This window comes from Chloroflexia bacterium SDU3-3 (assembly GCA_009268125.1).
Lineage (GTDB): Bacteria > Chloroflexota > Chloroflexia > Chloroflexales > Roseiflexaceae > SDU3-3.
In genome coordinates this window covers 1-25,277 of sequence record WBOU01000017.1, presented here as the reverse complement: position 1 = coordinate 25,277, position 25,277 = coordinate 1, and the positions used below count along the sequence as shown (strand labels likewise).

Below are 25,277 nucleotides of genomic sequence, written 5' to 3'. Positions count from 1 at the left end.
AGCGGTGCGTTACAGACAGCACGACATAAGGGCGTGTTTATGGGGAGCGTCCAGGCAGTGCGGCGATCTCGGTGGTGCCAGCCTACGAGACATCCCGCAGATCACGGGCGCGTGTTGACGCGCAGGCTGCCCCAGTGGCGGTAGTCCAGATCCGCCGCGCCCGCCTGGGGCAGCATCACCTAGAAGGAGCCGTCGTCGGCGTCGGCCAGCAGCTCAAAGGCGCGGCCCCGCAGGTCGACCGCCACGCTCTCGCTCCAGTCTTCAGTTTCCGCCTGCGGGCGATGGGGTAGCGTGGTGCAGAGTGTGGTGGGCGAGATGGGTGAGATGTCGATATTACGGTGTCATCGTCGAATCTCGCGTCGGTCGGCTACGATCCTACGACCCAGACTCTGGAGATCTGCTTCCATAGCGGGGCGTGCTACCAATATTTCCACGTGCCGCAGCATGTCTACGATGGGCTGATGGGCGCGGGATCGCATGGGACGTATTTTGATGCTGTCAATCTAACCAAGATGCTGGGATAAGGGCTTTCCCTCCGTGCCAAGGTTCTTCTATGAGTGCTCTTTGGAATTCTTCATCAGGTAGATTAGCATGTTCAGTAATGATGATTTGAAGACTGGGAGTTAGTGATTTTGTTAAATCGAATAAGAACTTAAACATTCTTCGTACTGCAAAGACATCTGCTCCGGATCCCTCCAGATTGTTAGTTTCTCCATCAAGAGCATTGTATGATTCTCTGGAAGGAAAATAAACTTGAGATGGTTGATCAAGGAAAATGAAATTTGGAACCGGGCGGTTACGACGTATAAAGTGCTGATGTAACGCAAGTAATGCTATCAGATGACACCCAAGCCAATTTTCAGCACTGCCCATACGTTCCATTACTATGGGTCTTTCAGGTGTGTCTGCAATTACTGTAAGATGTTTATCATCAAAACGATATGGATTTCCAGCATGCTCTAGGTGAAGATCCTCTGCCCATTGAGTCATCTGGGTTGATATGAGGCGAAGGATAGATTCTTTTAGGTCTTGCACTTCGTCTAAGTTAAGTTGTAATTCAAGCTCTTCGACTCGTCGAGTAGCATCATCTAGAGATTGTCTTAGCGCCGATTCGTCATCAGTCATCGATATATTTTCTAAATAGTGATTAATGCGGCCTTTAACAATAGCTGCGCGAATATTTATATCTTGTATTTGCCGAGAAAGATCAAATTGATTAACAAGAGTATTAACTATGGAACGATTCTCTTGTATATCTACACGGCGCTCTTCTAGCTCACTACGAAGTTTTGCAAGATGTTGCTGAAGTCTTGGTTCTTCGCGACTTACACTGTTGAGATTTTTCTGAAGTTGATTGAGTGCATCATTCATTGCAGAAATAGAAGGTGGTGGGTTATTTAATTGTGAACTACAGATCGGACAGATTGTAATATCAATATCCTTATTTTCGTGGAGTAGTCCAATAGATTGAAGTCTTAAAGCTTGTTGATTAGCCTCATTATGGTAGCCTTGTGCATGATAAATATAGTTTTCGATTTCCCGTATTTCACGCTGTTTAATAGAAAACGCATTTTCTGCTTGTCGAAGTTTAGCTTGGGCTTCGATGAGTGCGTTATCTTTTTCAACAATGATTGTTTGAGGAGTCCAAGAATCCGCAATACGCAATTTAGTAAATAAATCCTGGGACTGATTTATGTTTTCTACATTATCTATAATACCTACTGCTTGAGCTTCCATTAATAGAGTTTGAGCTTGGGTGAATCGCTTACTTATTATTGATGAAGCCTCATTAAACCGACGTTGGGCAAGAGAGAGTTTCTTGCGAGCATCTCTTAGCTGTTGTACCAATAGAATGCGTTCTTCCTGAACTGCACCAAGGAAATAAGGCATTGTATCTTTGATATGCTGGCTTATCATTACTTCATTCTGTCGATAGAATAAAAGCTTTCGGTTCGTAATTAGTCCTTGTTCTTGGAAAAGGTAATACTTAGCATGGTCAAGAGTTGCTTCAAATGCTGAAGTTGTTCGATTTTCGTTCGGTTCTGTTTTATTTTCGGAAATGCCAAGAATTCGCGATATATGCGATTTTACGGCTTCATCATTAGTGTTTGCTTTAAGTTCATTTATATTAGGAAGTACAATATTGACACCTTCTTGCATATATACGCTGCTTTGACTTTTTGCAGCGCCAGTCGGAGAGGGCTTTGCTAACAGGATTTGACCTTCATTTATCTGAAATACAACAGCATACCATGCGATAGTCTTACGATTTACTCCTTCAAATACATTAAAAGATGAGCGTCCAAGACAATAGTCGACAATATCTATTAATGCGGACTTGCCCGTGCGAGATTGCCCTGTAATTATGTTTACTGCGCCAATATTAAATTTTATGGTACGTATTTCTTTATTTGTACCATAAATAGCAATAGTTTTAATTTGCATTGTCATGGTTGTAAACCCCATAGTGTTAATATAAATGAAGGATTATTAACTTTACCAAACCAGCGTCCTAATAGAGATGAAGATAGCAAGCACTCATTTGTCTCTTGATTTTCTGTTATTATAGTTTTATCTGAGATTACCTTATTATTTGTATATAATAGACCATCATCTTGTATTTGTATTACACCATGTTGCAAACCGAATGTTAAAGATTCGCGGGTGTATTCAAACATTACAGGTACTCTACTTGTTATATGGTATTGTAGGTCACTATGATTTTGTATCCACATAGGTAAAAGTGTTTTCGTATTTTTTGGGAGATTTCTACGTGCAGGAGGATAAAGCACAATAGGAAGTATAAGATACATTAATGCGTATGGTGCTCCGTAACCAGTTGATATTTGATATCCAGAAACTGCACTGCATAATAGGAGTGAACAGAATCCTGGGTTGATCAAGTTGGCGATTTCCGTAGGTCTACTTTCCCAAGGGGTATAAGTCATGTTAATAACTCCTCTAATCTCTCTAGGAATTTTGGATGCCAAAACACTTGTGGTTTTCGTTTATCTGCTAATATATGGTAGCTTCCTCTAAAAATGAATTGTTCATCGACACTAGGTTTAATTCGAATATTAGATTCTTGAAATAATAACTTTAGAATATTTCGACCGATTTCACGGCAATGTTCTTCTGAGTCCAAACCACTAGATGGTTCGTTTTCTAAAATTGTTATTCTATAGTTTTCCCAGACGTCAATAAGCTTTCTTTCATAAGTTATGAGTTCATCGTCGATTAGAAGTTGATCATGTACCCATTTACTGCGCTGCTCAAAAGCCCGATAATAATCAAGAATGGCTTGATTTATTCGTTCGGTTCTAGAATCAATGTAACGCAATTGTTTTACGAACATACGGTCATCTTTTTCTGGGTCTATAACCTCAGGGGATCTTTCTGCAAATTCAATTGGTAAATTATCCGATGTAAATTGATCTGTAATTGACCAGAGTTTATTTCTTAAAGATGTTAATGTTATAGGGTTTTTTGAGCCTGATGTTAGATGGTGAACTGCCTGCGAGAACCACCAACCTTCTAATTCATTATATAGTCGATCACATTTTAAGTCTGATGGGGGTGCAGCAAAGCGTATTCTTTGCTTAATGTTTTTCTCTAAATCTAAAATATTAGATGAATCGTCTAATATTGTTATTGATTTGAGCATATTTAATTGATCTGCTTTTTTCAGTTTGTTAAAAGCGTTGAAGCAGTCGCGTAATGTTGGATCTTTTGAATTTGAATTATTAATGGCCCTGGTTAATAATTCATGTGCTTTGTCTATATTTCGTTTGTCATGTGATTTTAAATTCCAAGATGCGGAGTTCTCTGGTGCTTTAGCTGTGGTTATAAGGTTTAGTTTGGTGAATGCAGGATTCCACTGGTGTGTTGATAGTTGTTCTGACCATATTCTGAGAGTCTTCCATAAATCAGTACTTGTGTCTGTAAGGTTTGCATTATTCTTTATATGGTGTTTAAGCTGTGCTAGATTAATATGGCCAGGAGATGTCTGGATTTCGATATCATCCAAACCTTCTATAATTATTCCCGCTTCTTCACTTTCTATAAGTAGTAAATATAGTGCATACCTCACTTGATGTAGATATCCTACGGCTTGTGGGCCTGCTGAGAATGGTGTAGTCATAGTTACTCTTGTTATAGATTAAATTGTTAAATCTCTGGTATTAACTGGGTACCTAAATATAGCAAACTTCTTGCGAATTTAGCCGCATGCTATGAATCATTCCATAATCCTTAAGGAGTTGATCGATGTCTTAGACTTCCCTCTGCTCTATCAGTGTCATTTTACCCCCTTGAAATGTGTCGTGTATTCATTGTCAGGGTGTAGGTCGTGAACTTCGTCGGCCATCAAGATAGGCGATGACCATATCAAGGACTGAAGGGTCATGTTGAGCATCCGCTCGAAGCCGCTCAATCACATGGGTGAGTTTTGCCGAATCATGGTGGTTTTGCTCAGGCAGGGGATTTCGTTGATCGGGAGGGAGTGCAAGCCAATCAAGGGCAAGTTTCTCTCCCTCTTCCTCAGAAACAGTATCAAGTATTCCAAGATGTTCGAGCGAACCCCCAAGAAACTTAATCGCACGTACTGCCCACGGAACTTTGATGTCCTTGGTTTCTCCAAGCTCCCAGGCTTTATAGGTACGGCGAGCCATACCTATAGTATCAGCCACTTTATCTTGACTGATGTTTTGCCGTGATCGCAGAGTGATGAGATATAGGCGTAGTGTGTCTGATTCGGTCATGGGAGTCTTGTTCCCCAGCTTCAATGCGAACAATCTGGGATTCGTGTGTTCCCGATCGGTGCGCAACTTCAGCTCGACTCAACTTCTGAGCTTCACTCAGTGTCCGGATATAGATGCCAGCAGCTACTATATTATTGGGGTCTAATGACTATGCTGGAGACCGAACCCGAAGATAGTTCAAAACAGCTTTTCGGTCTTCTTCGGATGCCTTTAAGAGAAGATCAAGAAGAAGGCGTGCATCGTTATCTCGTTGTGCGAGCGCCTGAAGCTCAGTCCATGTTTGACTTTCTTCAGGAAGGCCAAGATCATATCCTGCCATGGCAATGACTTGCCAAAGCGGGAGGTCAAGCGCCTTGGCAATGCCGAGCAGCGTAGTGATACGTGGTTTGCGAGATGGGTCATTGATCACCTCACGAATAGCACTTTTACTTGCCATAATAGTGCCATCGATACGCGACTTTTCTTCAAGGTCACGGAGGCTCATACCCTGTTCTTGTATCTTGCGCAAGCGATTTGCCAGTTCGGACACTTGTACCTCCAGAAGTCCATCAAACTCGTTGATAGTATATCATCAAACTCTTGACAAGTATATTGTGTTCGTTTATACTCTTTGTACTGAATTAAGTACAATCGTTTTATGGGAGGTACATGATGCCACAACTGATTACGTATATTGACAAGGATCTACTAAAGGAGCTTGACAAGAGAGTCCAAGAAGTTCGTGCCACGACGGGATTTAAAACAAGCCGTTCGGCACTGGTTACTGTTGCCATACGTGCTTTTTTAATGCCCGAATGTACTAAAAAAAGTACAGATGTACCGGATTCAAGAGCTTAGAAAAGGTTACTTAGCTAGAGAGGAGTCCACCCATGCCCACCACCCGCACCCGTCCCGCCCGCCGCCAGCCGCGCGCCCCGCGCATCCACCTCGTCGCGACGGGCGAGGACTACCGCATCACCTACTGCCGAGATGCGGGCTACGCCCTGGAGTTCCAGGGCTGCTATGTCGGCAGCTTCGACCGCCTCCTGGAGGCCGAGACCGCCCGCGATGAGATCGCCTTTGACCAGTTGCGGCGGGCCGCCTAGGGCCCGCCGCGTCGTGTCGGCGGCCTCCCTCCCCTGCCTCTTCCCCACGCCGCCCCTATGCCATCTGCGCCCCCGCCCGCTGTGGGCGGGGGCCGAGCGCGCACGCCTGCGGGCCTGCGCGAGCGAGGAGCCGAGATGCACATCGAGCGAGAGACGCAGATGTCCGCCCTGGCCTGGCCGATCACCCGTCGGCTGCGGCTTGCCTGCGGGCAGATTGTCGAGGCACGGGCCAGCGAACTGGGACCCATCGCGATCAGCGCGGGGCCGCTGGGCACCCAGTTTGTCTGCCAGCTGAGCGTGGCTGAGTTGGCATCCTGGAGCGCCATCCTGTGCGGGCTGGCCGAGGATCTGGCCACCGACGCGCAGGCGCGGGTGTGGTCGCGCGCCCTCGCCCAGGAGCTGGGCGGGCGCACGGGAGAGGAGGAAAGCCATGAGGCACAGTGACCTGGATGAGCACAGCCCGGTGAGCGCGCAGTGGGTGGTGGAGGCCGCGCCGCGCTTGGCGGTGGCGCTGCTGCGGCGGGACTTCCTGGCCCAGCCGCCCGCGTTGCGCACGGCCCAGCTGGCGCGGGTGCGGCGGCTGCTCGCCCGCGAGGTCGCGCGGGGGCAGGCCTCGCCCAGCGCGCTGGCCCAGCTGGCCCCGGCGGTCTACGGCGTGTCGCTGGCCGACTGCCGCCCGCCCGCCCCGCCGCGCGGGCGGAGGCGGCGCTGATGGGCACGATCCCGCTGGGGCGGCTGCTGCCAGCGGCGCGGCAGCGGGCGAACGTGGCACTCCTGGCCTGGTGCTACGAGGCGGCGGACGCGGCGGGCGAGGTGCGGGTGCACGAGGGCCGGGTGGCCGCCGTGCTGGGCGTCAACCCGCACACGGTCTCGATGGGCTGGCAGCGGCTCCAGGCCCTGGGCATCATCGGGCAGGTCCGGCGGTGCGGCTCCCAGGGGGTGCGCGGGCAGATCGCGCCCGCGTGGCGGGGCGAGCGGCCCGAGGCCTGCCCCGCGCCGCCGCCCCTGGCGCTGGCCCGCGCGGCGCGGTTCGGGCGGGCGGCGGTGCTGCTGGCGGCGTTCACGGAGGTGGCGGGGCCGGACGGCTGGGGCCGGATCGAGCTGGGGGCGGTGGCCGAGGCGGCGGGGGTGGGGGTGTGGTCGGTGCGGCAGTGGTGGCTCCAGCTCCAGGACGCGCGCGTGCTGCGGGCGGCGCTGCCCAGTCGGCGCGGCACTCTCACCGCGCGGCTGCTGCCGCCGTGGTGGGTGGAGCCGGAGACGGTGGCGATGGAGACGCCCGCGTGGGCGGGAAGGAGGCCAGGATGAGCGAGACGATGGTGGCGCGAGTCTGGCGGCACGCGCCGACGCGCGGGAGCAAGAAGCTGGTGCTCTTAGCGCTAGCGATGGCGAGCGGGCCGGACGGGGTGTGTGCGGTGAGCATGCGGCAGCTGGCCGCGTGGGTGGGCGAGGATGAGCGGCGCTGTCGGCGGCTGCTGCGCGAGCTGCGGGCCATGGGGCTGATCGCGCAGCAGGCGGGGGCGGCGGGCGCGGCGACGCGCTACGCGGTGCTGGTCGGGCTGACGGTGGAGGCGGCGCAGGATGTGCGCGCGCGGCTGGCGGCGGCGACCCCGGCGGGCGCGGGAGGGCGGCCATGATCCGACAGGCCCATGTGGCGCGGGTGCTGCGGCACGCGCCGGTTACGGGGGCACGGCTGCGGGCGCTCCTGGCGCTCGCGGGCGCGGCGGACGCGCAGGGGGTGACAGTGCTGCCGCTGGCGATGCTGGCGGCGCAGGTCGGGGTGCCGCGCTGGTACGCCTGGTGGCTGCGGCGCGATCTTACGCGGCGGGGGCTGCTGGCGGCGGGGCCGGAGCCAGAGGTGTGCGCGGTGCTGGTCGGGCTGACGGCGGATGAGGTACAGGCCGTGCGCGCCCGCCTCGACACGGGGAGGGCGCGATGAGCAGACGACCGCCGCCGATCCCCGCCGGGGCCATCGTCAGGGCGCGGGAGCTGGGTGCGGGTCTGGCGCTCCTGGGCTACTGCTACGACCGCGTAGGGCGGGATGGGCAGCTCGCGCTGAACCTGCACACGGTGGCCGAGGCCTGCGGGGTGAGCGTGATGACGGCGCGGCGCTGGTGGGCGGCGATGCAGGAGCGGGGCATCGTGGTGGACGTGCGGATACGCGGGCGGGCCGGGGTGAGCGGGCGGATGCACGCCGACTGGCTCGACTGGCGCGGGGACGCCGCGCCCGCCCAGGCTCCCCTGCCAGAGGTGGCCGCGCCCACACAGGCTCCCCTGCCGGAGGTGGCCGCGCCGCTGGAGGAGACGCCGACGGCGGCGGATGCGGCGGAGGAGCCGCCGCCCGCCACGAGCGCGACGAGCGGGGCTTTGGTGATTTGGTGGACCGAGGGTTAAAGCTCCCGCACCCATGCGGAGAAAGGAACGAGCGATGAGTCTGGCAGTCATGATGCGGGTGTGGGCTGCCCCGACAGTGCGGGGCAGCCAGAAGCTGCTGCTGCTGGCGCTGGCCGACTACGCCAACGGGGCCGGGGTGTGCTGGCCAGGGCTGGCGGCGCTGGCCCAGCGGATCGGGGAGGAGGAGCGGCACTGCCGCCGCCTGCTGCGGGCGCTGGAGGGGCAGGGGCTGATCGCGCGGGCGGTGGGCGGCGGGCGGGCGCGGCCCACGCTCTACGCCGTGCTGGCGGGCCTGGACCACGCCGCGCAGCACCAGCTGCGGCGACGGCTGGCCGAGGGGGGAGCCGACCTGACGCAGGGGCCGGGCGCGCCCTCGGCGCTGCTGGAAAACCCTGACCTGGAGGACAGGGTTTTGGCTGCGCACGGCCCGCGAAACCCTGTCCCCAGTGTCCGGGTTTCCGCACCGAGGCACGGGCAAAACCCTGGCGTGGAGGTCAGGGTTTCGGGCGGGGCGGATGGGAGAAACCCGGACATCCGAGCGCCAAAAGGGGGACATGTGGGGACGGAAAGGGGGACATCTGGGGATGCGGGCGAGGCCGCATCTGCGGCACCCCCATGCGCTGAAACGGTGTTTTTTGCGCAGGACAACCGTCAGAGAACCGTCAGAGAACCAGATCATACGGAGGGAGGGGGACATGATCATGCCGCGCATGCGCGAACACCACCCCCCGCCCCCCACCCGTGTGGGGATGGGCATGATGATCACCACCCCCCAGCCGCCGATCCATCCGCTCCCCTTCGCCCCGCGCCGCGTTTTGGCACGAAAAATCGCTTCCCACGCTCATTTCGTGCATCTTGGGCGGAAAACATGCACGAAGAAGAACGCATCACCGTTCAAACGCCGCTTGGTCAAGCACAAGAACCCGCTCCCCGCCCTGACGATGCCGATATATCTGCACCCGTAGGCCGTCCTGATGCGGCGCGGCCCTGGGCATCCCGCCCGCCGCTCATGTCAGGTGGACATAACGAAGAGATGCCCGTGACCGCCGATCTGCCCCGCGCGGGCAACCCCACACCCCGCCCGGCTGCGGCGCGGCCCTGGGCATCCCGCCCGCCGTGGGGCGCGGCTGGGCAGAACAACGACGCGCGCCCGGCTGGCCCCCATGCCGCCCAGGCTGCGCCCAACGAGCGGATACAGCCAGCGGTCGAGGCGACGGGGCCACAGGACGCCCACGCCGCCCCGCCCAGCGCGCATAGGGCATCGCCAGCGGCAGTTGCCCAGGCCGCCCCGGCGGATCATCTGCCCAGCGGCCTCATCGCCCAGGGTGCGATCAGCACGCAGGCACGGCCAGCGGCAGCCGCCCAGGCCGCCTCGGCAGAACAGCCACCCAGCGGCCTGAGCACGCCAGCCCAGGGCGCGCTCAGCACACGCCCAGCGGTAGCCGCCCAGGCCGCCCCGCGCGACGAGGCGGGCGCGGCCCCGCCGGAGCGGCAGCGGAGCGCGGCGGTGGCGCAGTTCTACGCGGTCTTCCCGCAGGCGCGCCTGAGCGCGGCGCAGGAGGACGAGATCACGGCGGGGGTGGCGGATCGCCACCTCGGCCTCTGGACGCGGGTGGTGCGCGAGTGGCGCGACCAGCGCTACAACCCGCACAGCACGACCAAGATTCTGCATCTGTTCAGCAAGGAGGAGCGACGTGAGGCAGCAGAACGAGCGCGTGAGGCTGGGAGGGATCACGGAGGCGGACCTGCCGCCAGCGGTGGGCGGACGGGCGACCCCAGCACCTGGCCGCTCGGGGAGCGCGAGCGGCGCACCCTTGAGCGCATCCGCGCCGAGCTGGCGGTGCGGGGCGTGTGAGGACACCGGCTGGTACGTGCTGCGCGTCCCGGTGGGAGACCCGCGCTTCGGGCAGCTCCAGCGCTGCGACTGCGGGCAGGCCGACGCGGGGGTGCGGGCGGCGCGGCACGCGCGGGCCAAGCGGCAGCTCGGCGACGAGCTGGCGGAGAAGGCCGACTGCACGTTTGCGACCTTCGACCTGGAGCGCCCGCTGGCCCCGGTGACCTGGCGGGGCGAGACGGTCGATGTGGCGGCGCAGCGGCACCTGCTGCGTCAGGCCCACGCAGTCTGCGCGGCCTACGCGGCGGACTGGCGGGGCTGGGTGTACCTGCACGGCACCTGCGGGGCGGGCAAGAGCCATCTGGCGGCGGCGCTGGCGCACGTGGCGCTGGAGGCGGGGCGGACGGTGCTGTACCGCAGCGTGCCGGGCCTGATGGACGCGGTGCGGGCGGCGTCGGGGGAGGACCTGCTGCGCACGGTGCTGGCGACCGAGGTGCTGGTGGTGGACGACCTGGGGGCGGCGCAGCTGAGCGGCTGGATGGAGGAGAAGATCTTCCGGCTGTTCAACGAGCGGCTGGGCCGCCCGCTGATCATCACGGCGAACCTGGCCCCGGAGGATCTGCCCGCGCGGCTGCGGTCGCGGCTGGCCCGGGCGAAGACGCGGGTGGTGTGGATGCCGCTGGCGGACTACACGACGCTGGAGGGGGGAGGCTGGTGATGGACAGAACCACGGTGGGGCGGGCGCTGCTCCAGGCCGAGCGCACGGGGCAGCTGGAGCGGGCGGCGTGGCCCGCGCTGCGGGCGCTGCTCTTGGCCTCGGAGGACGCGGCGGTGGTGGCGGCGACGGCGGCGCTGCGGGCCTGGGTAGCGGCGCAGGCGGCGGTGGCTGAGGCCGAGCAGGCGGTCACGGCGGCGCAGGCGGCGCTGGACGGGGCGACGGGCGCGGCGGCGCTGGCGACGGCGGCAGACGCCCTCGCGCTGGCGGCGGACGAGCTGGCGGGGCGGGCGCGGCAGCTCGCGGCGCTGGAGGCGGATGCGGGGTGAGCGGTTGGATGGGCTCCCCATGGGGAGCCCTGGCGGGGGCGGGTTCCTCCGGCCTCCCGCACGGGGATGGCGGTGCGGACTATGGGAAGGGTTTCCCATGGTCGCACGGGTGAGGGGCGGGTTCCTTCGGCCTCCCGTGCAGGTGGTGGTGGTGGAGTGTGGGAAGGGCTTCCCATAGTCGGGCGTGGATCACGCGGGAGGGCGGTGGAGGAAGGGCTTCCCATGGAAGGGCGCACAGGTGGCAGATCGATCACGTGGGCGGGCGGCAGAGGCAAGGACCGTAGGAAAGGCTTCCCATGGTCTCCCTCCCGAGCGGCGGAGGCGCGCCCAGTGGGACGGGGTTCGCAGGGTCACACGGGCGCTCGGGTCAACAGGGTTCACATGGCCCCGCAAGCGTGCTGGGGCCGAGGGGTATCGGGCATGCGGCGTGTGACTGCGCGCAGACATCCGCCAGCGCAGGGCGCGGGCGGGCAGAGCGAGGAGACGAGCGATGGCAGAGGGAAGTGAGATACGCTGGCCGATCACGCGCCGCTTCCACCTGGGCAGCGGCGAGGCGATGGACCTGATCGCCTGCTCGGCGGGCACGGTGGCGATCTGTATGGGCGCGGCCCAGGAGTATCTGGTGGCGCAGCTGAGTATCGCGGATCTCGCCCGGCTGGGCGCGCTGGCGACCGCGCTGGCCGCCGACTGCCGCGCCGCTGCGGCGGCGGGCGGCGCGCCGCGGTGGGATGAGCATGCTGAGCAGGACTAGGGTAGCAGGGGGGGAACGCGTTCCCCCCTCCCCCCGGCGTGCCGTGCGGCGTCCTGCGTGACATAACAGAGAGTAGCTATGGAAGACGATGCGATCTTGGAGACCCCGCGCGGCTGGGGGATCTACGACCCGCTGGGGCCGGGCCTCATCCGGCCCCTGGCGGGTAGCACGCAGGCGCTGTTCTCCTCGGCGGCGCTGGCCGAGGGGCTGGCGCGCTACGCGGTGGAGGCCTACGGGAGCGTGCGGGTGGCGGAGCAGCGGCTGCCGCCCTGGGTGCTCACGGCGCTGCCGCCCGCCGATGTGGTGCGCGGCGCGGGGCTCAGCGAGCAGGACGCGGCGCGCTGGTACGCCGGGGTGCTGGCGGTGGTGCTGGACTTCTACGAGCGCAGCTGCCAGGCCGCCTGCGCCCACGCCCAGGCGCGGCGGTCGGCGTTGCCCGCGCCGCTCATCGGGCGACGGGGCCGGTGGGCGGTAGCGCTCTGCTACGGACCGCTGGGGGTGGAGGTGGTGACGGCGGGGCGGCTGGCCACGGCGCGGGCGGCAGCGCACCAGGTGGGCGCGACGCGGCTGGTGATCTACGGCAGCCATCTGGCGGTGCGGGTGCCGCGCCGGACGAGCTGGCGCTTTGTGGCGCAGGCCGAGGCCGAGCGGGCCTGGGCGGCGCGGGAGGGGGAATGGTGATGCGGAGCTTCTACTTGCGGGCGGAGGAGGTGCGGGCCATCCAGGCGGCGCGGCGGCTGACGGTCGAGCGGCCCATGGCCGATCCGCCGCTGGCGCAGGATCTCCAGCAGCTGATCGCGTCCAGCCCGTTTCGGTTGGGCGAGCGCTGCTGGGTGCGCGAGGACTGGGCCTGCGTGCGGGCGGCGGGTGGGGTGACCCAGGTGACCTACCGCGCCGACGGCGAGCCGGGCGAGGTGGCCTGGCGGGACGCGCGGGAGATGCCGCAGGCGCTGGCGCGGCTGCATGTGATGGTGGTGGCGGTGTCGGTGGCGCAGGCGGGCGGGCGGTACGTGTGGGCGGTGCAGGTGCGGCGGGTTCGGTGGTATTCCGGTCGCGGCCATGGCCATGCGGTGGCCGCCAGACCGCAGGAGGGGTAGCGATGGTCTCCCAGGATGACGCGGGGAGCGGTTGGATGCGCGCGGCGCTGACGCCCAGCGCGCTGGTGGTCGGGCGGTGGGCGGCATGGGCGAGGTGACGGGGACGATCGCGCTGAGCGCGCACGAGGTACGGCAGCTGCGCCGCTGGGGGCGGATCACGCTCCGGCGGCGGCAGGGCGCGGGGGCGGGGGCGGGGCCATGGTGCACGGTGGTGCAGGTGGCGCGCGCGCCCTGGGCGCAGGGGGACGGGCGCGACGGACAGCCGACGGGCCTCACCGTGCGAGTGGTGGCCCAGCGGCCCCGCTGGGGGCGGGTCGGCTGGTGGTGGCCGCTGGAGGTCACGCTGCTGCGGGCGGCGGGCCAGGAGCTGTAGAAGGAGACCACGATGTTCTACCAAGATCACGAGGGGACGTATACGACGAGCGCGGCGCTGACGCCGCACGCGCTGGCGGCGCTGCCCGCCGGGGTGTACCGGGCGACGGTCGGGGCGAGGGTCACGTTCACGCCGGTGGCGCTGGCCGCGCTGCCGCCCACGCTGGTGGAGACGCCCGCGCGGCGGATCGTGGGCCAGGAGCTCACCGCCCTGCTCGACGAGCGGGTGGGGCAGCGGCTGCGGGCGGCGGGGCTGCCTCGGCGGCGCGGCGTGCTGATCGCGGGCGCGCCGGGGAGCGGCAAGACCACGCTGCTCGCGCAGCTGATAGTGCAGCTGGTGGCAGGCGGGGCGGTGGTCATCCTCGACCCCAACCCCGACCACCTGGAGCGCGGGGTGATCCCGGCTATCCGTCAGCACGACCCCGGTCGCATGGTGGCGGTGGTGTGGGAGGACTTCGAGGGTTTGGCCTGGGCGGGCGGGAACGAGCTGCTCCAGCTCCTGGACGGCCTGACCAGCCCGGACGACCTGATCGTGCTGGGGACGGCGACCAACCTCACGCGGGTGCCCGCACGGCTGCTGGACCGGCCCAGCCGGATCGGGCTGGTGGTGACGCTCCAGCCGCCGGAGGCCCAGGCGCTCAGCGGCGCGGTGGGGGCGGGGGTGCTGGGGCGCGACGCCCAGCTCGACCTGGCGGCGATGACCGCAGGGCTGCCGCTGATGGCGGTGCAGGAGGCGGCGACGCTGTTCGCGCTGGGCTACGAGGCGGACGAGGTGCGCGACCGCCTGATTGTGGCGGCGGCGGGCTGGGCGGCGCTGGCCGCGCGGGAGGTGCGCGCATGAGCGCGATCACGGCGCGGTTCCGCCACCTGTGCGCGCGGTCCGCCGCGACGGGGGAGACGCGCCGTCTCGGTCTGCGGGGCGGGGCGGCGCTGGCGGTGACAGCGCGCGATCTGGGCGCGGGGTGCTACCAGATTGTACTCACGCTCGGGCGGGCGGACAAGCCCGTCGGCGCGACCGAGGAGATCACCTTCCGGCGGGACTGCCTGGTCCCCATCGGGGCGCAGCGCTACCCCGCCGCGCCCACGGCCCAGGTTGCGCGGGTGGAGGATGGGGTGCGGTGGAACCTGATCGGCTACACCTGGGTGGCCACCGCCGCGCTCTGGCAGGGCGGTGCGGCGGATGTTGCGGAGGGAGGGTGAGGGATGGCGGGCGGTGAGGGCATGGCGTGGGATGCGGCGGGCACGGCGGCGGAGGGCTTCCTGGTCTGGCAGGGCCGCGACGCCGCGCGGCAGCGGTGGCAGCTCCTGACCGATCTCTGGAGCGGGCGGCTGGCGCTCATCCACCAGGTCGTGGGCGAGCGGATCGTTGGGGACGACCTGGCCGCGCTGCTGGCGGAGGCGGAGGCGGCGGACCGGGCGTTTGTCCAGCTGCGCGGTTGGGCGGTGGTGATCGGCATGGACGGTCTGCGGGCGACGCACCCGCAGTGGGGCCAGGTGGCCGCGCCCACGCTGGCGGCGCTGGGCGCAGCGGCGGCGGCGGTTCTCGATGGGAGAACCACACCGGATGGGTCGGGTGATGATTCTTTTTGACATAATGAGGTGCAACGATGACAACTACTGATGAGATCCGCTTCACGCGCGGCCCGGCGCGCCGCCCGCAGCCCCAGGCGCTCGACCCGGTGCTCCAGTGGTCGTCGGGCCTGCCCACGGCCCAGCGCGCGCTCTACGCGGGCTGGCTGAGCGAGGTGGGGCGCGCGCGGGCGCTCGACGAGGCCATGCACGAGGCGAAGGTGCCGCAGGTGCAGATCAAGCACGGCAGCGGCCAGGTGGTGCGGCACTGGGCGCTGGAGACGGCAGATCTGTACGTGATTGCCGACGGGGTGCAGACCATCAGCGAGATGCAGACGACCGGCGACCGCTACGGGATCGCATTCGCCTGGAGGACCCTGCGCGGCGGGCGGCAGCAGTCGCAGATCCGCTTCCGGGTGGTGGTGGGCGCGCTGGCGGCGGTGGGCTACACCGAGCCGCTGCTGGTGACGGCCAAGGGCACGCTGACCGGGGACATCATCGCCGCGCTGATGCAGCAGTACGCGGTGCTGGACGCGGTGGACGCGTTTCGCAGGCAGCAGGGGAAGCCCGAGATGCAGCCGCCGTTCTACGCGTGCAGCATCCCGCTGGGGCCGGGGCGGGACGTGACGCGGGGGAGCGGGGAGGCGACGAAGGAGATCACGCCGGTGGTGGCGGCGATCCCGCAGCCGGTGACGCGGGACTATATTCTGGCGCACTGGGCGACGCGCCCGGTGGTGGCGCGGGTCGAGGGGCTGATGGAGGCGACCATCGCGTGGTCGGTGGCGACCTCGGTGCAGATCGCGGCAGGGGAGGAGCGGGCGGCGGGGGCCGGGGAGGACGCGCCATGCCCGCAGTGAGCTTCCGGCGGGAGTGGGCGGCGCAGGTGCGCTACGGGGCGGCGCTGGCGGCGGGCGACCTGGCGCTGGCGGCGCAGCTGCGGGCGGATGCGGGGAACGAGCTGCTGCCCAAGCGGAGCACGGTGCGGCGGGCGGGGCGGGCACGCGCGGGCGAGGTGCTGCACCTGTTCGTCGATCAGCGGCAGCCGACGTGCGCGCGGCTGGGCACGGTGGTGTGCCTGGGGGTGACGCCGCTGGCGCTGGCCCCGGACGCGGCGGGGTTCGTGCTGGATGGGCGGCCCCTGACGGCGGCGCAGAGCGAGGCCTTCGCGCGGCTGGACACGGCGGGGCAGTGGGATGCGGCGGCGCTGTGGGGCTTCTTCCGCGCGACCTACGCGGACGCCCCACTGGCGCTGTATCTGTGGTAGGAGGAAGGGCGCGCCGTTGGTGGGGGCGAGACGCACGGGCGGGCGGGTACGGTGCTGGCGCGGCGGGTGGGCGCGGTGCTGGGCCGGTGTCTGTTTGAGTGAGACGTGTGTGGTGGTGGCCGCGCTGGAGCTGGCGAGCGCGGAGTGAGGTGGGCGGGCGGCGCGGGGTGGCTCAGGCGAGCCACCCCGCGTTTGTGTTTTTTGGGGGATGCCCTGCCCTGACGGTGCCCTGAGGCAGCGTCAGGGTGCGTCGTTTGTTGGGCCATCGGGAAATCCCCGTGCTATACTCGTTGTATCCAACACGATAGCTCTTCCCTGGTTGGCATCCTCGTGCAGTGTGAGAGGACACCCCATCCGATGGACGATATTCCACAGCAGATCGACGACTGGGCGGCGGCGGTGGTGGTGGCGACAGATGTCACACAGGTGTCCCAGATCTGGCAAAGGGTCCCCCTCGCCCAGGAGGACGCGGTGCTGGACGCGGTGGCGCAGCGGGCGGCGGTGCTTGCGCAGGCGGGCGACGAGCGTGGCGCAGCGCGGGCGCAGATCTGGCTTGCCGAGCTGCGGCGATCCCAGCGTGCACGTGATGAGCAGCCGCCCTACGTGGCGGCTATCGAGGCCTTCCTCCAAGCGGCAGACGAGGCGGCCCGCCAGGTCTTTGCCGCGCGCCAGGTCGTACTCCAGCCCTATGAGGCCCAGGCGCAGCTCGACCGGCTCGTGGCCGATGCTCCCGAGGAGAAACTCGCACATCTGACCGCACGCGCAGTCCTGCTGCGCACGCTGCGCGGCGTTGCACCCATCGCACCTCCGGCTTCTGCGCTGCCGCCCACTACTGTCCCTGCCCAACCAGCCACCATCATCCAGGCAGGCCAGGACATCTATCTCTATTCGGCCCATGCCGAGGGGGCTGGCAGCGCGGTGGTTATCAACAGCATTGGCGTCGAGCGCCGCTGGCAGCGCCCGACCCCGCCCGCCTTGCTCCGCAGGCCGATCCAGCGCACGCACGACCTCCAGCAGGTCGCGCAACTCCTTGCAGCTTGTGAGCAGGTTGCCATCAGCGGGCCGACTGCCGCTGCCGTCCAGGGCATGCCTGGGATCGGCAAGACCACGCTCGCCCGCCAGCTTGCCCACGAGCTGGATGCGCAGTACCCCGATGGCGTGATTTGGCAGGAGATCGGGCCGCAGATCAGCGTCGATCAGGTGCAGCGCATCCTGAACCAGTGGGCGCAGGTGGCGCTGTTGTTGCCGCCCTCGCTGGATAACAACGTCCAGTTTGATCCGGGCGCGGTGCGGACGCTGTTCCGGGATCGCCGCTTGCTGGTCATCCTGGATGATGTGTGGTCGCTCGATGTGATCCGCCCGCTGCGCGAGGCGTTGCCCGATGGGACGCATCTGATCCTGACCACGCGCCTGGAGACGGTGACGGTGGGCCTCGGCGGTGGGGAACACGTGCTGGGCATCCTCACCCCCGAAGAGGCGCAGGCGCTGATCGCCCTGCGCCTCTTCGGGCACGTCATCCCCGCCGACCACCAGGGGTGGTGCGACTCGCTGGCGCAGGGGGTGGGCTACCATCCGCTGGCGCTGGATGTCGCCCTGGGCGTCCTGCGGCTGGATGGCGACCGCCCGCAGGACTGGCAGCAGACGGCGGCGCAGGTGGTTGCCGCCCTGCGCACCGGACAGGGGTTCGACGACCTTCAGATTCCCAATGGGGACCGCGAGCAGCATGTGGAGCGGGTGCTCGCCTACAGCTATGAGCGCATGGATGCCATAGCGCAGGAGCGGTTCCGCCTGCTGGGCACGATGGCGGAGGATGCCTCGTGGGCGACTGCGCATATCGCCCAGCTCTGGCAGTGTGATGAACGAACCGCCCGCCGTCAGATGAACACCTTGGTCAATGCGGCGTTGCTCAGCCGGACGGAGCAGCGCGACCGCTGGCAGCAGCACAGCCTGCTGCGGGGCTATGCGCTGGCCCTCCTGCGGCGTGCCGGGGCTGCGGAGGCTGCGAATGCCCAGCATGCGGCGATCTACGACGCGGCGATGCAGCAGGCGGATGTTGCCCAGCACTATCATACGATGCTGCCCGACTACCCGCAGGTGCGCCACGCGGTCGCGTGGGCCATAGAGAACGATCTCGTACGGGCGCAGCGGCTCATCAATAATGTGGCTACCCTCCAAGCGGCTTTCGGGTTTGCGCGTGAAGGACTTACATGGAGTCTCCAGGCGCGGGAAGCGGTGCAGCAGCGTGGAACGGCTGCGGACGCGGTATGGGCACTAGGCATATGGGGAAACGCACTTTGCCAAAGTGCCAAATCTTTTGATGATGATCGGGCTGGGTTTCTGTATCGAGCACTCGCAGCCTATGATGAGACTCTTCTCTTCTTTTCTCCCGATACAAACCCTCTTGATTTTGCTACTACCCAAAACAATCGAGCTGTAGTTCTTAGTATGATTGCAAATCTGCCAGGGGAAGATTGCGCTGCACGCCTCTATGAGGCGCTCGCCTCCTATGAGGAGGCGTTGCATTTTCGTCGTTCTGATACAACTCCTCTTGATTTTGCCATGACGCAAAGTAATCGGGCTAGTTTGTTCCGCAAATTGGCCAATCTTCCAGAAGAAGACCCTTCCACACGCCTGCATGAGGCCCTTAAGGCGTATGACCAAGCTCTTCACTTTTTTCACGCTGATACAACACCGCTCGCTTTTGCTATGGTGCAAAACAATCGTGGGACTGTATTCTGTGATCTGGCTGGCCGAGTTGGAGAAAATCGTTCTACATGCCTGCATGAGGCTCTGACTGCGTTTGATGATGCGCTACACTTTCGCCGCCCCGATACTGATCCCTATACCTATGCAACGACCCAAAACAATCGTGGTATTGTGCTTCGCCACTTAGCTAGTCTGCCTGGAGAAAATCGTGCTGTACGTCTTCTTGAGGCCCTCAGCGCCTATGATGGAACGCTTTACTTCTTTCGCCCCGATATTACACCGCTCGATTTCGCTATAACCCAAGATAATCGTGGGGCTGTACTCCGCGATCTGGCCAGCCAAGATGGGGAAGACCGATCCACACGCCTTCGTGAGGCACTTACCGCTTATGAGGAAGCTCTCCGCTTCCGCCGCTCTGATACCGATCCCCATGCCTATGCCGCAACCCAAAACAATCGTGGAACGGTACTCCGTGATCTGGCCACCCAAGATGGGGAAGACCAATCCACACGCCTTTGTGAGGCACTTGCTGCCTATGAGGAAGCTCTTCGCTTCTTTCACCCCGATACCGATCCTCTTGCCTTTGCTAGGGCACAAACTAACCGGGGTACAACACTTTGTGACCTTGCAAGTCACCCAGGAGAAGACCAATCCACACGCCTTCGTGAGGCACTTGCTGCCTATGAGGAAGCTCTTCGCTTCCTTCGCCCCGATACGGCACCGCTCGATTTTGCAACAACCCAAAACAATCGTGGAACGGTACTCCGTGATCTGGCCACCCAAGATGGGGAAGACCAATCCACACGCCTTCGTGAGGCACTTGCTGCCTATGAGGAAGCTCTTCGCTTCTTTCGCCCCGATACGGCACCGCTCGATTTTGCGATGGTGCAAGGGAATCTTGCAGGCCTTCTGGATCAAATAGCTGATCTACCAAACGAAGATCAGCAATATTGTCGCCAAGCATCCCTGGCTGCCGCGTGGGCTGCGTTTACCACCTTTACAGCACTTCAGCATACCCCCTTCCAACAGCAGGCCGCAGATCAAGTGCGTGAGTTATTTTATAAGTATGGTAGTGACTTCCTACTCTACTGGGGAAAATTCCATCTTGGCCCTTTTCCAGATTGGCTGGAACCTTACACTAACCCGCCCTATCGCTGATGGATACATTCCTCGCTGGGTCTCCTATCGAGGAGCTGAGTGCCTTCTGGCAGCAGGTACCGGATGAAGAGCAGCAACCCTTCCTTGACCTCGTGGCCCAGGCCATCACCGAGGTAGAAGACGCGGGGAACAGCGCACTCACAGCGCAGCTCAGTGAGCGCCTCGCGGCATTGAACCGACTTCGGACTGCATAAGCATAGCGATACCAGGAGGAAGCTGATGCCCACAGAAACCCAGAAGACCGTTGTCGGCCTCCTGCTCGTCGGCGCGAGCATGCTCACCGGCAACGCGGTGCTGATCACCATCGCCGGAGGGGTCGGCGTGAACTTGACCTCGGAAGGGCTGGCCGGGCTGTGGGGCCAGGCGGGCACGCTGACCGAGCGCGGCACGCCCCTCTCCCACGCTGGTGAGCGCGCCATCCGGCGTGCGGTGGAGACACTGCGTCGCGACTACCTGAAAGAGTATGGCCGCACGGCGGACACGCGGGCCTTTGACCTGGTGCGGGACTGCGCGGGTGCCGTTCTCGACCCCGCGCCCGACCTGCGCGCAGCCTCCCCGCTCACCGCGCAGCAGGCGCTCGCCCCGGCGCTGGGGGAACTGCTCCATGGCCATGAGCCGCGCCAGGTGGAGCGACTCCAGCGGGAGCTGCTGCCTGCGGTGGCCGAGGCGTTCCGTGACGAGCTGGCCGCCGATACCCAGGCCTGGGCACGCTACCACGGCTGGCTGATCGAGCGACTGACGGCCCAGAGCGCGGCGCTCACCGCCCAGCTGGCCGACCTCCCGGCGGTGCTGGACGCGCTGCGGCAGCAGCCCGCCGCGCTGGACGCGCTGCGCGACGCGTTCGACGCGCTGGAGGCGGAGATCGCCGCGCTGCGCGTCGCACTGGAGCGGCTGGCGGCGGGGCAGGGCGGGGCAGGGACGACGTTCGACAACACCGACATGGAGATCGGTGGCAGCCTGAACCAGGCCGGGGGCGACCTCCACCAAGGCGGGAGCGTGGCGGGCGATCCCGTCGCGGCGCAGCGCCCCGCGACGAGCACCCAGTTCAAGAATGATGGGGTGAAGGTCACGGGGGATGTGAACCAGGCCGGGAACAACCTCTACCAGCACTCCGCCCACGTGCAGGGCAGCGGGTCAGCCTTCGTGTTCAATGGTGCGGTGAACGCGGGGAAGATCAACGCGGGCGGCACGGAGTATATTGGCCATGAGCAGATTGCCATGCCCGGTGGCACTGTGTCCGGCGGCATGCTGGCCCACCTGCTGCCGGATATCCAGCGCATCCCGCATGGCAGCGCGGACCAGAAGGCGCTGCTCATCACCCTGGTTGTGCAGCTTGGCGTAGCGCTGGCCGCTCTCCCCGTCGCCCAGCGTCAGGATACCGAGGCGGTTGCGGATCTGGTGACCGACCTCATCGCCAAGGTTGGGCGTGCACACCCCAATCCCACGACCATCGCCTATACCGCCGACAATCTGGAGCGGGCGGCGATGTTGTTGGGGGACCATAATCCCATGGTTTGCGTGTACGCGGCACAGATCAGCGCGACCGTGTGCGCGCTGGGGGCGGGGTAGGCGGAGCTTTCGTCGAGGTGATTGGGTGGGGTGGCGCAGGCAGGCCACCCCGCACGTGTATCTGCTACCCCCGCCGCAGCCGGTGGAGGTGTGGGGTGATATCCACCCCGGCGGTGCGGGCGACGAAGGCGATGGTGTTGCGGTCGGCGGCCTCCTGGTCGCCCAGGGACTGCCGCTCCGCGCGCGTGGCCACCCACCACGGCAGCGCCAGGGCGCGCAGCTCGTCGGCGCGGGCCTGGGGATCGGCGGCGCGGTCGGCGGGCCAGACCAGCATGCGGCGGTGGATGTGGTCGTCGTCCAAGATGTCGGGGGCCAGCGCCTCCCGCCCCATGGCTTTTTGCATGGCGCAGAAGGCCTCGCGCTGGGCGCGCTGCTCGCGCAGCAGACGGGCGTGGACCGCCTCAGGCAGGGGGAGCTGCACCGCCGCGAAGCCGTGGCGCGCGAAGAACGCGGCGGCCTGGGGGGTGAGCACGTCGTGCGCGAGCAGGGCGGGGAAGCGCGCCTGCATCCAGGTGAGCAGGAGATGCCCGCCGCCCCGGTGGTGGCTCTCGATGGTGCCGATCACGCCCGCGCCGAAGAAGCACGCGCCCGCGATGGCGGGCTGGTCCTGGCCGAAGGTGGTCGGCTCGGTGTAGTGCAGCAGCAGCAGGTCGGCGTCGGGCAGGTGCCGGTAGTGGTGGATGCTCTCAGAGAGCTGGAGCACCTTCCCGCCCATCTGGCGCAGCCAGTCCCAGTCGGTGCGGGTGGCCAGCGCGACATGGCAGGCGGGCACGGGGCTGATGAGGTTGCGAACCCCGGCGACGAGGGCGTGGGCGAGGTGGGCGAAGCCGCGCACGCGATGGTCATCGTCCTGGCCGTAGCTCCAGGTCTTGCTGTCCTCGGAGCGGTAACGCTGCGGGGTGCGTTGCTCGATCTGGCGGCGCAGGCGGTCGAGCGCGGGGCGCGGGTCGTCGGTGGGAACCGGCGGGAGCGGCTGGCCGGGCTGGGATGCGGCGAAGACCGAGGCGAGTTGGGCGGCTCCGGCGCGGGCGGCGAGCTGGGCGGCCTCGGGGTAGGTGATGGTCGACATGGAGTCCTCATTACAGCAGGGGATGGCGGTGGGCGGATGAGGCATGCTATACTCGCCCCAACACAACGCCCGCTCTCGCCGGGACAGCCGAGGAGCGGGCATTGCGATGTTCTTGTGTTGTGGCCGCATTGTAGCATGGGGCACCCCCTGCGGCAACGTGCGGCAGATGAGCGCCTATGGCGACCCCGCCCGACCCGAGTAAGCCGAACGGCCCCGCACCACACTATGAGCAGCCAAACTGGCAGGTGCAGCAGGTCATTAATGCCCAGCATGTCACGATGAACGCGCCGGAGCGGCCTGCGCCGCCCATGCCCCCGCCCGACCCCAACCGCATCAAGATGCTGAAGCAGGCGCGGCAGCAGGTTGGTGATGTGCTCCACACATCGCTGTGGAACGAGGCCAGGCTTGCGCTGCGGCTCGCGAAGGGCACCGCACGGCCCTACAACGTGGAGCTGCAAGCGCCAGAGCTTCCGCCCGTGTTGCTGCCGCAGGACACGAAGATCACCGAGGTGTACGACCAATACCAGCACCAAAACCTGCTGCTCATCCTGGGCGAGCCGGGCGGGGGCAAGACCACGCTCCTGCTGGAGCTGGCCGAGCAGCTTCTTGACCGCGCCGAGGTGGATGCCGCCCACCCGCTCCCGGTGGTCTTCACCCTCTCGACCTGGGGCAAGGAGAAGCCCGCAGTTCATGACTGGATGGTTGAGCAGCTCCACCGCACGTACCACGTGCCGAAAAAGATTGGCGTGCCCTGGGTCGAAGGCGGGAAGATCCTTCCGCTGCTGGATGGCCTGGATGAGGTGGATGGCGAGCGACGGGCCGCGTGTGTCGCGGCGATCAACGCCTACCGAGCGAACCACGCAGACGCGTGGGCCACGCCGATGGTGGTGTGCTGCCGCAGCGAGGAGTACCGCACGCTGCCCGCGCTTCAGGGCACGACGGCCATCACCGTGCAGGTGCTGACCCACGCTGAGATTGACGTCTATCTCGCTGGGGGTGGGCGGCCTCTGGATGGGGTGCGAGGGGTGCTGCGGGATGACCCCTCTCTCTACGATCTGCTCAAAACCCCGCTGCTGCTCAGCATCATCGCCCTGGCATTTGCGGATACGCCTGCGGATGATCTGCGCACAGCCACCACACCCGAGGTGCGAAAGCAGGCGATCTTCGCAGCCTTTGTGCGCCGTATGTTCGCGACGGAGCCGCCAGGAAGAGGCGAGGATGCTTGTTATTCTCGACGTCGCATCCTGAACGGGCTGCGCTGGCTGGCGCGGCAGCTGGATGTGAGTAGCCTGACCCTGTATCTGATGGAGTTGATGCAGCCACATTGGGGGGATAGGCGCTGGAAGCGGTGGCTGGTGCAGTGGAGTCCTGGCTGGTTTAGTGGGTTCGTTATTGGGCTTGTTGGTATGCAATTCGGTAGCTTGATGGACGGGCTCCTCGCTGGGATCGCTGGTGTGCTCTGCTTCGGCTGGTTCTTTGGGGTCTATGGCGAAATGGTTTTCCGGATTGGTGCGACCACTACGCAACCGATAGCGTATGTGTATTGGTCGTGGTCCCCACTTCGTACCGTATGGCGTCCTCTTTTGTTTCTCGGGATATGTGGCGGACTTGTCGATGGACTCGGTGGTGTGCTCTTCGGTGTGCTGGTCGGCATGTTGTACTCTAGTCTTTCAGCTATCCGTATGGCTCCCGTTGAAGACATCCGCCGTGTAATTCGAGAGATTCTGCCCAATGGGGCGGGTGCTGATACCACGCAACCGATAGACTCTTTGTATTGGTCTTGGCGGTCATTTCGTACCTCTTGGCGCGAGGTATTGATCCTTGGGTTCCTTAGCTGGGTAGGGGGATGGGTGGTGGGCGGTGTGGTGGGCGGTGTGTTCTTTGGGCTCATCGGCGGGTTGGTCAGTGGGTTGATGCGTGGGCTAAAATATATGGTTTCAGATACCCGCAGCGCTCCCAATGAAGGTATTCACCATTCATCGCGCAATATGCTGTTCGGCGGGTTGGGTCTCGGGGTATTCGGTGGTTTGTTTGGCTGGCTGGTCGGTAGGCTCGTTGGTGAATTGGGTGGTGTGCTGTTCGGTGGGTTGGTTTTTGGACTCATTGGTGGGCTGCTCTACGGCGGCGCTGCCGTCATCCAGCACTACACCCTGCGACTCCTCCTCGTCCAGAGCGGCGCGATGCCGTGGGACATCGCCGCGATGCTCGACGCGGCGGCGCGCCGCTCGCTGCTGCGGCGGGTAGGCGGGGGCTGGGTGTTCACCCACCGCATGCTGCTGGAGTACTTCCGCGACCTGAGCGACGAGGGGCTAGAGGAGCTGCTGTAGCAGTACCCTGTCCCGCTCTTGTCTCCTTTTGACCCTCATTTTTACCACACCTTCACTACTACCATATGCTTGCAGGCTCCATCGGAGGTTCCTGAAAGTTTTCGTTTGGTGTCTGCATCATGGGGCAAGGGCGGAAAACCCGGTGAGGATGTCATGACGGGGTCCCACCAACATTGGAACAGAAAGTGACGTTAAGGAAATCGGTCACAAGAAAGTCTACCGATGTGGGCGACGACCACACAGCACTACGACCAACCGCTGGCCGTAGCGCTTAGGCGAAG

General features: G+C 63.5%; 31 protein-coding genes. 24 read left to right on the top strand and 7 right to left on the bottom strand.

What is annotated here, in order from left to right:
* Positions 1–332 precede the first annotated feature (332 nt).
* The gene (locus tag F8S13_22225; protein ID KAB8140808.1) at positions 333–524 is read left to right on the top strand and encodes a KTSC domain-containing protein; all 192 of its coding nucleotides are present in this window, start codon (positions 333–335) and stop codon (positions 522–524) included.
* On the opposite strand, the gene F8S13_22220 is transcribed toward F8S13_22225, so the two are convergent.
* From F8S13_22220 to F8S13_22195, 6 genes are all read right to left on the bottom strand, one after another.
* A complete protein-coding gene (locus F8S13_22220) occupies positions 499–2,466 on the bottom strand; it encodes a DUF3732 domain-containing protein (GenBank protein KAB8140727.1) in 1,968 nt (655 codons plus the stop codon). The two genes, F8S13_22225 and F8S13_22220, sit on opposite strands and share 26 nt — an antisense overlap.
* A complete protein-coding gene (locus tag F8S13_22215) occupies positions 2,448–2,948 on the bottom strand; it encodes a hypothetical protein (GenBank protein KAB8140726.1) in 501 nt (166 codons plus the stop codon). Before F8S13_22215 ends, F8S13_22220 begins: the two co-directional genes overlap by 19 nt.
* Positions 2,945–4,141, bottom strand: a complete 1,197-nt coding sequence (locus F8S13_22210) for a hypothetical protein (protein KAB8140725.1) — start codon at positions 4,139–4,141, stop codon at positions 2,945–2,947. The genes F8S13_22215 and F8S13_22210 overlap by 4 nt, the downstream gene beginning before the upstream one ends.
* 193 nt (positions 4,142–4,334) lie before the next feature.
* Positions 4,335–4,760 (bottom strand): helix-turn-helix transcriptional regulator, encoded by a 426-nt coding sequence (locus F8S13_22205; protein KAB8140724.1) that lies wholly within the window; start codon positions 4,758–4,760, stop codon positions 4,335–4,337.
* Positions 4,690–4,890, bottom strand: coding sequence for a helix-turn-helix transcriptional regulator (locus tag F8S13_22200; protein ID KAB8140807.1), 201 nt, complete (start codon positions 4,888–4,890; stop codon positions 4,690–4,692). Before F8S13_22200 ends, F8S13_22205 begins: the two co-directional genes overlap by 71 nt.
* A gap of 18 nt (positions 4,891–4,908) precedes the next feature.
* The gene (locus tag F8S13_22195) at positions 4,909–5,289 is read right to left on the bottom strand and encodes a helix-turn-helix transcriptional regulator (protein KAB8140723.1); all 381 of its coding nucleotides are present in this window, start codon (positions 5,287–5,289) and stop codon (positions 4,909–4,911) included.
* A gap of 122 nt (positions 5,290–5,411) precedes the next feature.
* Between F8S13_22195 and F8S13_22190 the strand changes: the two genes are divergently transcribed.
* The 22 genes from F8S13_22190 (at position 5,412) to F8S13_22085 (ending at position 21,600) form a co-directional block, all read left to right on the top strand.
* Positions 5,412–5,597, top strand: a complete 186-nt coding sequence (locus F8S13_22190; GenBank protein KAB8140722.1) for a hypothetical protein — start codon at positions 5,412–5,414, stop codon at positions 5,595–5,597.
* A 32-nt stretch (positions 5,598–5,629) separates the two neighbouring features.
* A complete protein-coding gene (locus F8S13_22185; GenBank protein KAB8140721.1) occupies positions 5,630–5,845 on the top strand; it encodes a hypothetical protein in 216 nt (71 codons plus the stop codon).
* Between the two features lie 135 nt (positions 5,846–5,980).
* A complete protein-coding gene (locus tag F8S13_22180) occupies positions 5,981–6,289 on the top strand; it encodes a hypothetical protein (GenBank protein KAB8140720.1) in 309 nt (102 codons plus the stop codon).
* Positions 6,276–6,557, top strand: coding sequence for a hypothetical protein (locus tag F8S13_22175; protein ID KAB8140719.1), 282 nt, complete (start codon positions 6,276–6,278; stop codon positions 6,555–6,557). Before F8S13_22180 ends, F8S13_22175 begins: the two co-directional genes overlap by 14 nt.
* Positions 6,557–7,150: a hypothetical protein gene (locus tag F8S13_22170; protein KAB8140718.1), complete on the top strand. Its 594-nt coding sequence runs from the start codon at positions 6,557–6,559 to the stop codon at positions 7,148–7,150. The genes F8S13_22175 and F8S13_22170 overlap by 1 nt, the downstream gene beginning before the upstream one ends.
* Entirely contained in the window at positions 7,147–7,479 is a 333-nt protein-coding gene (locus tag F8S13_22165; GenBank protein ID KAB8140717.1) for a hypothetical protein, read from the top strand. Before F8S13_22170 ends, F8S13_22165 begins: the two co-directional genes overlap by 4 nt.
* A complete protein-coding gene (locus F8S13_22160; GenBank protein ID KAB8140716.1) occupies positions 7,476–7,781 on the top strand; it encodes a hypothetical protein in 306 nt (101 codons plus the stop codon). Before F8S13_22165 ends, F8S13_22160 begins: the two co-directional genes overlap by 4 nt.
* On the top strand, positions 7,778–8,236 hold the full coding sequence (locus F8S13_22155; GenBank protein ID KAB8140715.1) for a hypothetical protein: 459 nt from the start codon (positions 7,778–7,780) through the stop codon (positions 8,234–8,236). The genes F8S13_22160 and F8S13_22155 overlap by 4 nt, the downstream gene beginning before the upstream one ends.
* Before the next feature lie 13 nt (positions 8,237–8,249).
* Positions 8,250–10,091: a hypothetical protein gene (locus tag F8S13_22150; protein ID KAB8140714.1), complete on the top strand. Its 1,842-nt coding sequence runs from the start codon at positions 8,250–8,252 to the stop codon at positions 10,089–10,091.
* Entirely contained in the window at positions 10,051–10,788 is a 738-nt protein-coding gene (locus tag F8S13_22145; protein ID KAB8140713.1) for a hypothetical protein, read from the top strand. Before F8S13_22150 ends, F8S13_22145 begins: the two co-directional genes overlap by 41 nt.
* Positions 10,788–11,114, top strand: a complete 327-nt coding sequence (locus tag F8S13_22140; GenBank protein ID KAB8140712.1) for a hypothetical protein — start codon at positions 10,788–10,790, stop codon at positions 11,112–11,114. The genes F8S13_22145 and F8S13_22140 overlap by 1 nt, the downstream gene beginning before the upstream one ends.
* Before the next feature lie 490 nt (positions 11,115–11,604).
* The gene (locus tag F8S13_22135) at positions 11,605–11,865 is read left to right on the top strand and encodes a hypothetical protein (protein KAB8140711.1); all 261 of its coding nucleotides are present in this window, start codon (positions 11,605–11,607) and stop codon (positions 11,863–11,865) included.
* A gap of 78 nt (positions 11,866–11,943) precedes the next feature.
* Positions 11,944–12,546 carry a hypothetical protein gene (locus F8S13_22130; GenBank protein KAB8140710.1) on the top strand — a complete coding sequence of 201 codons (603 nt, stop codon included), beginning with the start codon at positions 11,944–11,946 and terminating at the stop codon, positions 12,544–12,546.
* Positions 12,546–12,962 (top strand): hypothetical protein, encoded by a 417-nt coding sequence (locus tag F8S13_22125; GenBank protein ID KAB8140709.1) that lies wholly within the window; start codon positions 12,546–12,548, stop codon positions 12,960–12,962. The genes F8S13_22130 and F8S13_22125 overlap by 1 nt, the downstream gene beginning before the upstream one ends.
* Positions 12,963–12,993: 31 nt before the next feature.
* Complete coding sequence (locus F8S13_22120) at positions 12,994–13,335, top strand: hypothetical protein (GenBank protein KAB8140708.1); 342 nt, start codon at positions 12,994–12,996, stop codon at positions 13,333–13,335.
* Between the two features lie 12 nt (positions 13,336–13,347).
* The gene (locus F8S13_22115) at positions 13,348–14,175 is read left to right on the top strand and encodes a hypothetical protein (GenBank protein KAB8140707.1); all 828 of its coding nucleotides are present in this window, start codon (positions 13,348–13,350) and stop codon (positions 14,173–14,175) included.
* 95 nt (positions 14,176–14,270) lie between these two features.
* Positions 14,271–14,534 carry a hypothetical protein gene (locus tag F8S13_22110; GenBank protein KAB8140706.1) on the top strand — a complete coding sequence of 88 codons (264 nt, stop codon included), beginning with the start codon at positions 14,271–14,273 and terminating at the stop codon, positions 14,532–14,534.
* A 3-nt stretch (positions 14,535–14,537) separates the two neighbouring features.
* Complete coding sequence (locus F8S13_22105; GenBank protein KAB8140705.1) at positions 14,538–14,924, top strand: hypothetical protein; 387 nt, start codon at positions 14,538–14,540, stop codon at positions 14,922–14,924.
* Between the two features lie 17 nt (positions 14,925–14,941).
* On the top strand, positions 14,942–15,760 hold the full coding sequence (locus F8S13_22100; GenBank protein ID KAB8140704.1) for a hypothetical protein: 819 nt from the start codon (positions 14,942–14,944) through the stop codon (positions 15,758–15,760).
* On the top strand, positions 15,748–16,167 hold the full coding sequence (locus F8S13_22095) for a hypothetical protein (protein KAB8140703.1): 420 nt from the start codon (positions 15,748–15,750) through the stop codon (positions 16,165–16,167). The genes F8S13_22100 and F8S13_22095 overlap by 13 nt, the downstream gene beginning before the upstream one ends.
* Positions 16,168–16,524: 357 nt before the next feature.
* Positions 16,525–20,031, top strand: coding sequence for a hypothetical protein (locus tag F8S13_22090; GenBank protein ID KAB8140702.1), 3,507 nt, complete (start codon positions 16,525–16,527; stop codon positions 20,029–20,031).
* Between the two features lie 219 nt (positions 20,032–20,250).
* Positions 20,251–21,600, top strand: coding sequence for a hypothetical protein (locus F8S13_22085; protein KAB8140701.1), 1,350 nt, complete (start codon positions 20,251–20,253; stop codon positions 21,598–21,600).
* Positions 21,601–21,664: 64 nt separating this feature from the next.
* Here the strand turns inward: F8S13_22085 and F8S13_22080 are convergent, their stop codons facing one another.
* Positions 21,665–22,669, bottom strand: a complete 1,005-nt coding sequence (locus tag F8S13_22080; GenBank protein ID KAB8140700.1) for a hypothetical protein — start codon at positions 22,667–22,669, stop codon at positions 21,665–21,667.
* Between the two features lie 176 nt (positions 22,670–22,845).
* On the opposite strand from F8S13_22080, the gene F8S13_22075 reads away from it, so the two are divergent.
* The gene (locus F8S13_22075; GenBank protein ID KAB8140699.1) at positions 22,846–24,996 is read left to right on the top strand and encodes an NACHT domain-containing protein; all 2,151 of its coding nucleotides are present in this window, start codon (positions 22,846–22,848) and stop codon (positions 24,994–24,996) included.
* Positions 24,997–25,277: the final 281 nt, after the last annotated feature.

Coding starts and splice junctions, on each gene's coding strand:
- F8S13_22080 (KAB8140700.1), bottom strand. CDS start 22,669: ATGTCGACCATCACCTACCCCGAGGCCGCCCAGCTCGCCGCCCGCGCC.
- F8S13_22115 (KAB8140707.1), top strand. CDS start 13,348: ATGTTCTACCAAGATCACGAGGGGACGTATACGACGAGCGCGGCGCTG.
- F8S13_22180 (KAB8140720.1), top strand. CDS start 5,981: ATGCACATCGAGCGAGAGACGCAGATGTCCGCCCTGGCCTGGCCGATC.
- F8S13_22205 (KAB8140724.1), bottom strand. CDS start 4,760: ATGACCGAATCAGACACACTACGCCTATATCTCATCACTCTGCGATCA.
- F8S13_22210 (KAB8140725.1), bottom strand. CDS start 4,141: ATGACTACACCATTCTCAGCAGGCCCACAAGCCGTAGGATATCTACAT.
- F8S13_22170 (KAB8140718.1), top strand. CDS start 6,557: ATGGGCACGATCCCGCTGGGGCGGCTGCTGCCAGCGGCGCGGCAGCGG.
- F8S13_22155 (KAB8140715.1), top strand. CDS start 7,778: ATGAGCAGACGACCGCCGCCGATCCCCGCCGGGGCCATCGTCAGGGCG.
- F8S13_22100 (KAB8140704.1), top strand. CDS start 14,942: ATGACAACTACTGATGAGATCCGCTTCACGCGCGGCCCGGCGCGCCGC.
- F8S13_22185 (KAB8140721.1), top strand. CDS start 5,630: ATGCCCACCACCCGCACCCGTCCCGCCCGCCGCCAGCCGCGCGCCCCG.
- F8S13_22220 (KAB8140727.1), bottom strand. CDS start 2,466: ATGGGGTTTACAACCATGACAATGCAAATTAAAACTATTGCTATTTAT.
- F8S13_22165 (KAB8140717.1), top strand. CDS start 7,147: ATGAGCGAGACGATGGTGGCGCGAGTCTGGCGGCACGCGCCGACGCGC.
- F8S13_22085 (KAB8140701.1), top strand. CDS start 20,251: ATGCCCACAGAAACCCAGAAGACCGTTGTCGGCCTCCTGCTCGTCGGC.
- F8S13_22090 (KAB8140702.1), top strand. CDS start 16,525: ATGGACGATATTCCACAGCAGATCGACGACTGGGCGGCGGCGGTGGTG.
- F8S13_22150 (KAB8140714.1), top strand. CDS start 8,250: ATGCGGAGAAAGGAACGAGCGATGAGTCTGGCAGTCATGATGCGGGTG.
- F8S13_22175 (KAB8140719.1), top strand. CDS start 6,276: ATGAGGCACAGTGACCTGGATGAGCACAGCCCGGTGAGCGCGCAGTGG.
- F8S13_22125 (KAB8140709.1), top strand. CDS start 12,546: ATGCGGAGCTTCTACTTGCGGGCGGAGGAGGTGCGGGCCATCCAGGCG.
- F8S13_22190 (KAB8140722.1), top strand. CDS start 5,412: ATGCCACAACTGATTACGTATATTGACAAGGATCTACTAAAGGAGCTT.
- F8S13_22130 (KAB8140710.1), top strand. CDS start 11,944: ATGGAAGACGATGCGATCTTGGAGACCCCGCGCGGCTGGGGGATCTAC.
- F8S13_22135 (KAB8140711.1), top strand. CDS start 11,605: ATGGCAGAGGGAAGTGAGATACGCTGGCCGATCACGCGCCGCTTCCAC.
- F8S13_22160 (KAB8140716.1), top strand. CDS start 7,476: ATGATCCGACAGGCCCATGTGGCGCGGGTGCTGCGGCACGCGCCGGTT.
- F8S13_22105 (KAB8140705.1), top strand. CDS start 14,538: ATGGCGGGCGGTGAGGGCATGGCGTGGGATGCGGCGGGCACGGCGGCG.
- F8S13_22075 (KAB8140699.1), top strand. CDS start 22,846: ATGGCGACCCCGCCCGACCCGAGTAAGCCGAACGGCCCCGCACCACAC.
- F8S13_22215 (KAB8140726.1), bottom strand. CDS start 2,948: ATGACTTATACCCCTTGGGAAAGTAGACCTACGGAAATCGCCAACTTG.
- F8S13_22095 (KAB8140703.1), top strand. CDS start 15,748: ATGCCCGCAGTGAGCTTCCGGCGGGAGTGGGCGGCGCAGGTGCGCTAC.
- F8S13_22140 (KAB8140712.1), top strand. CDS start 10,788: ATGGACAGAACCACGGTGGGGCGGGCGCTGCTCCAGGCCGAGCGCACG.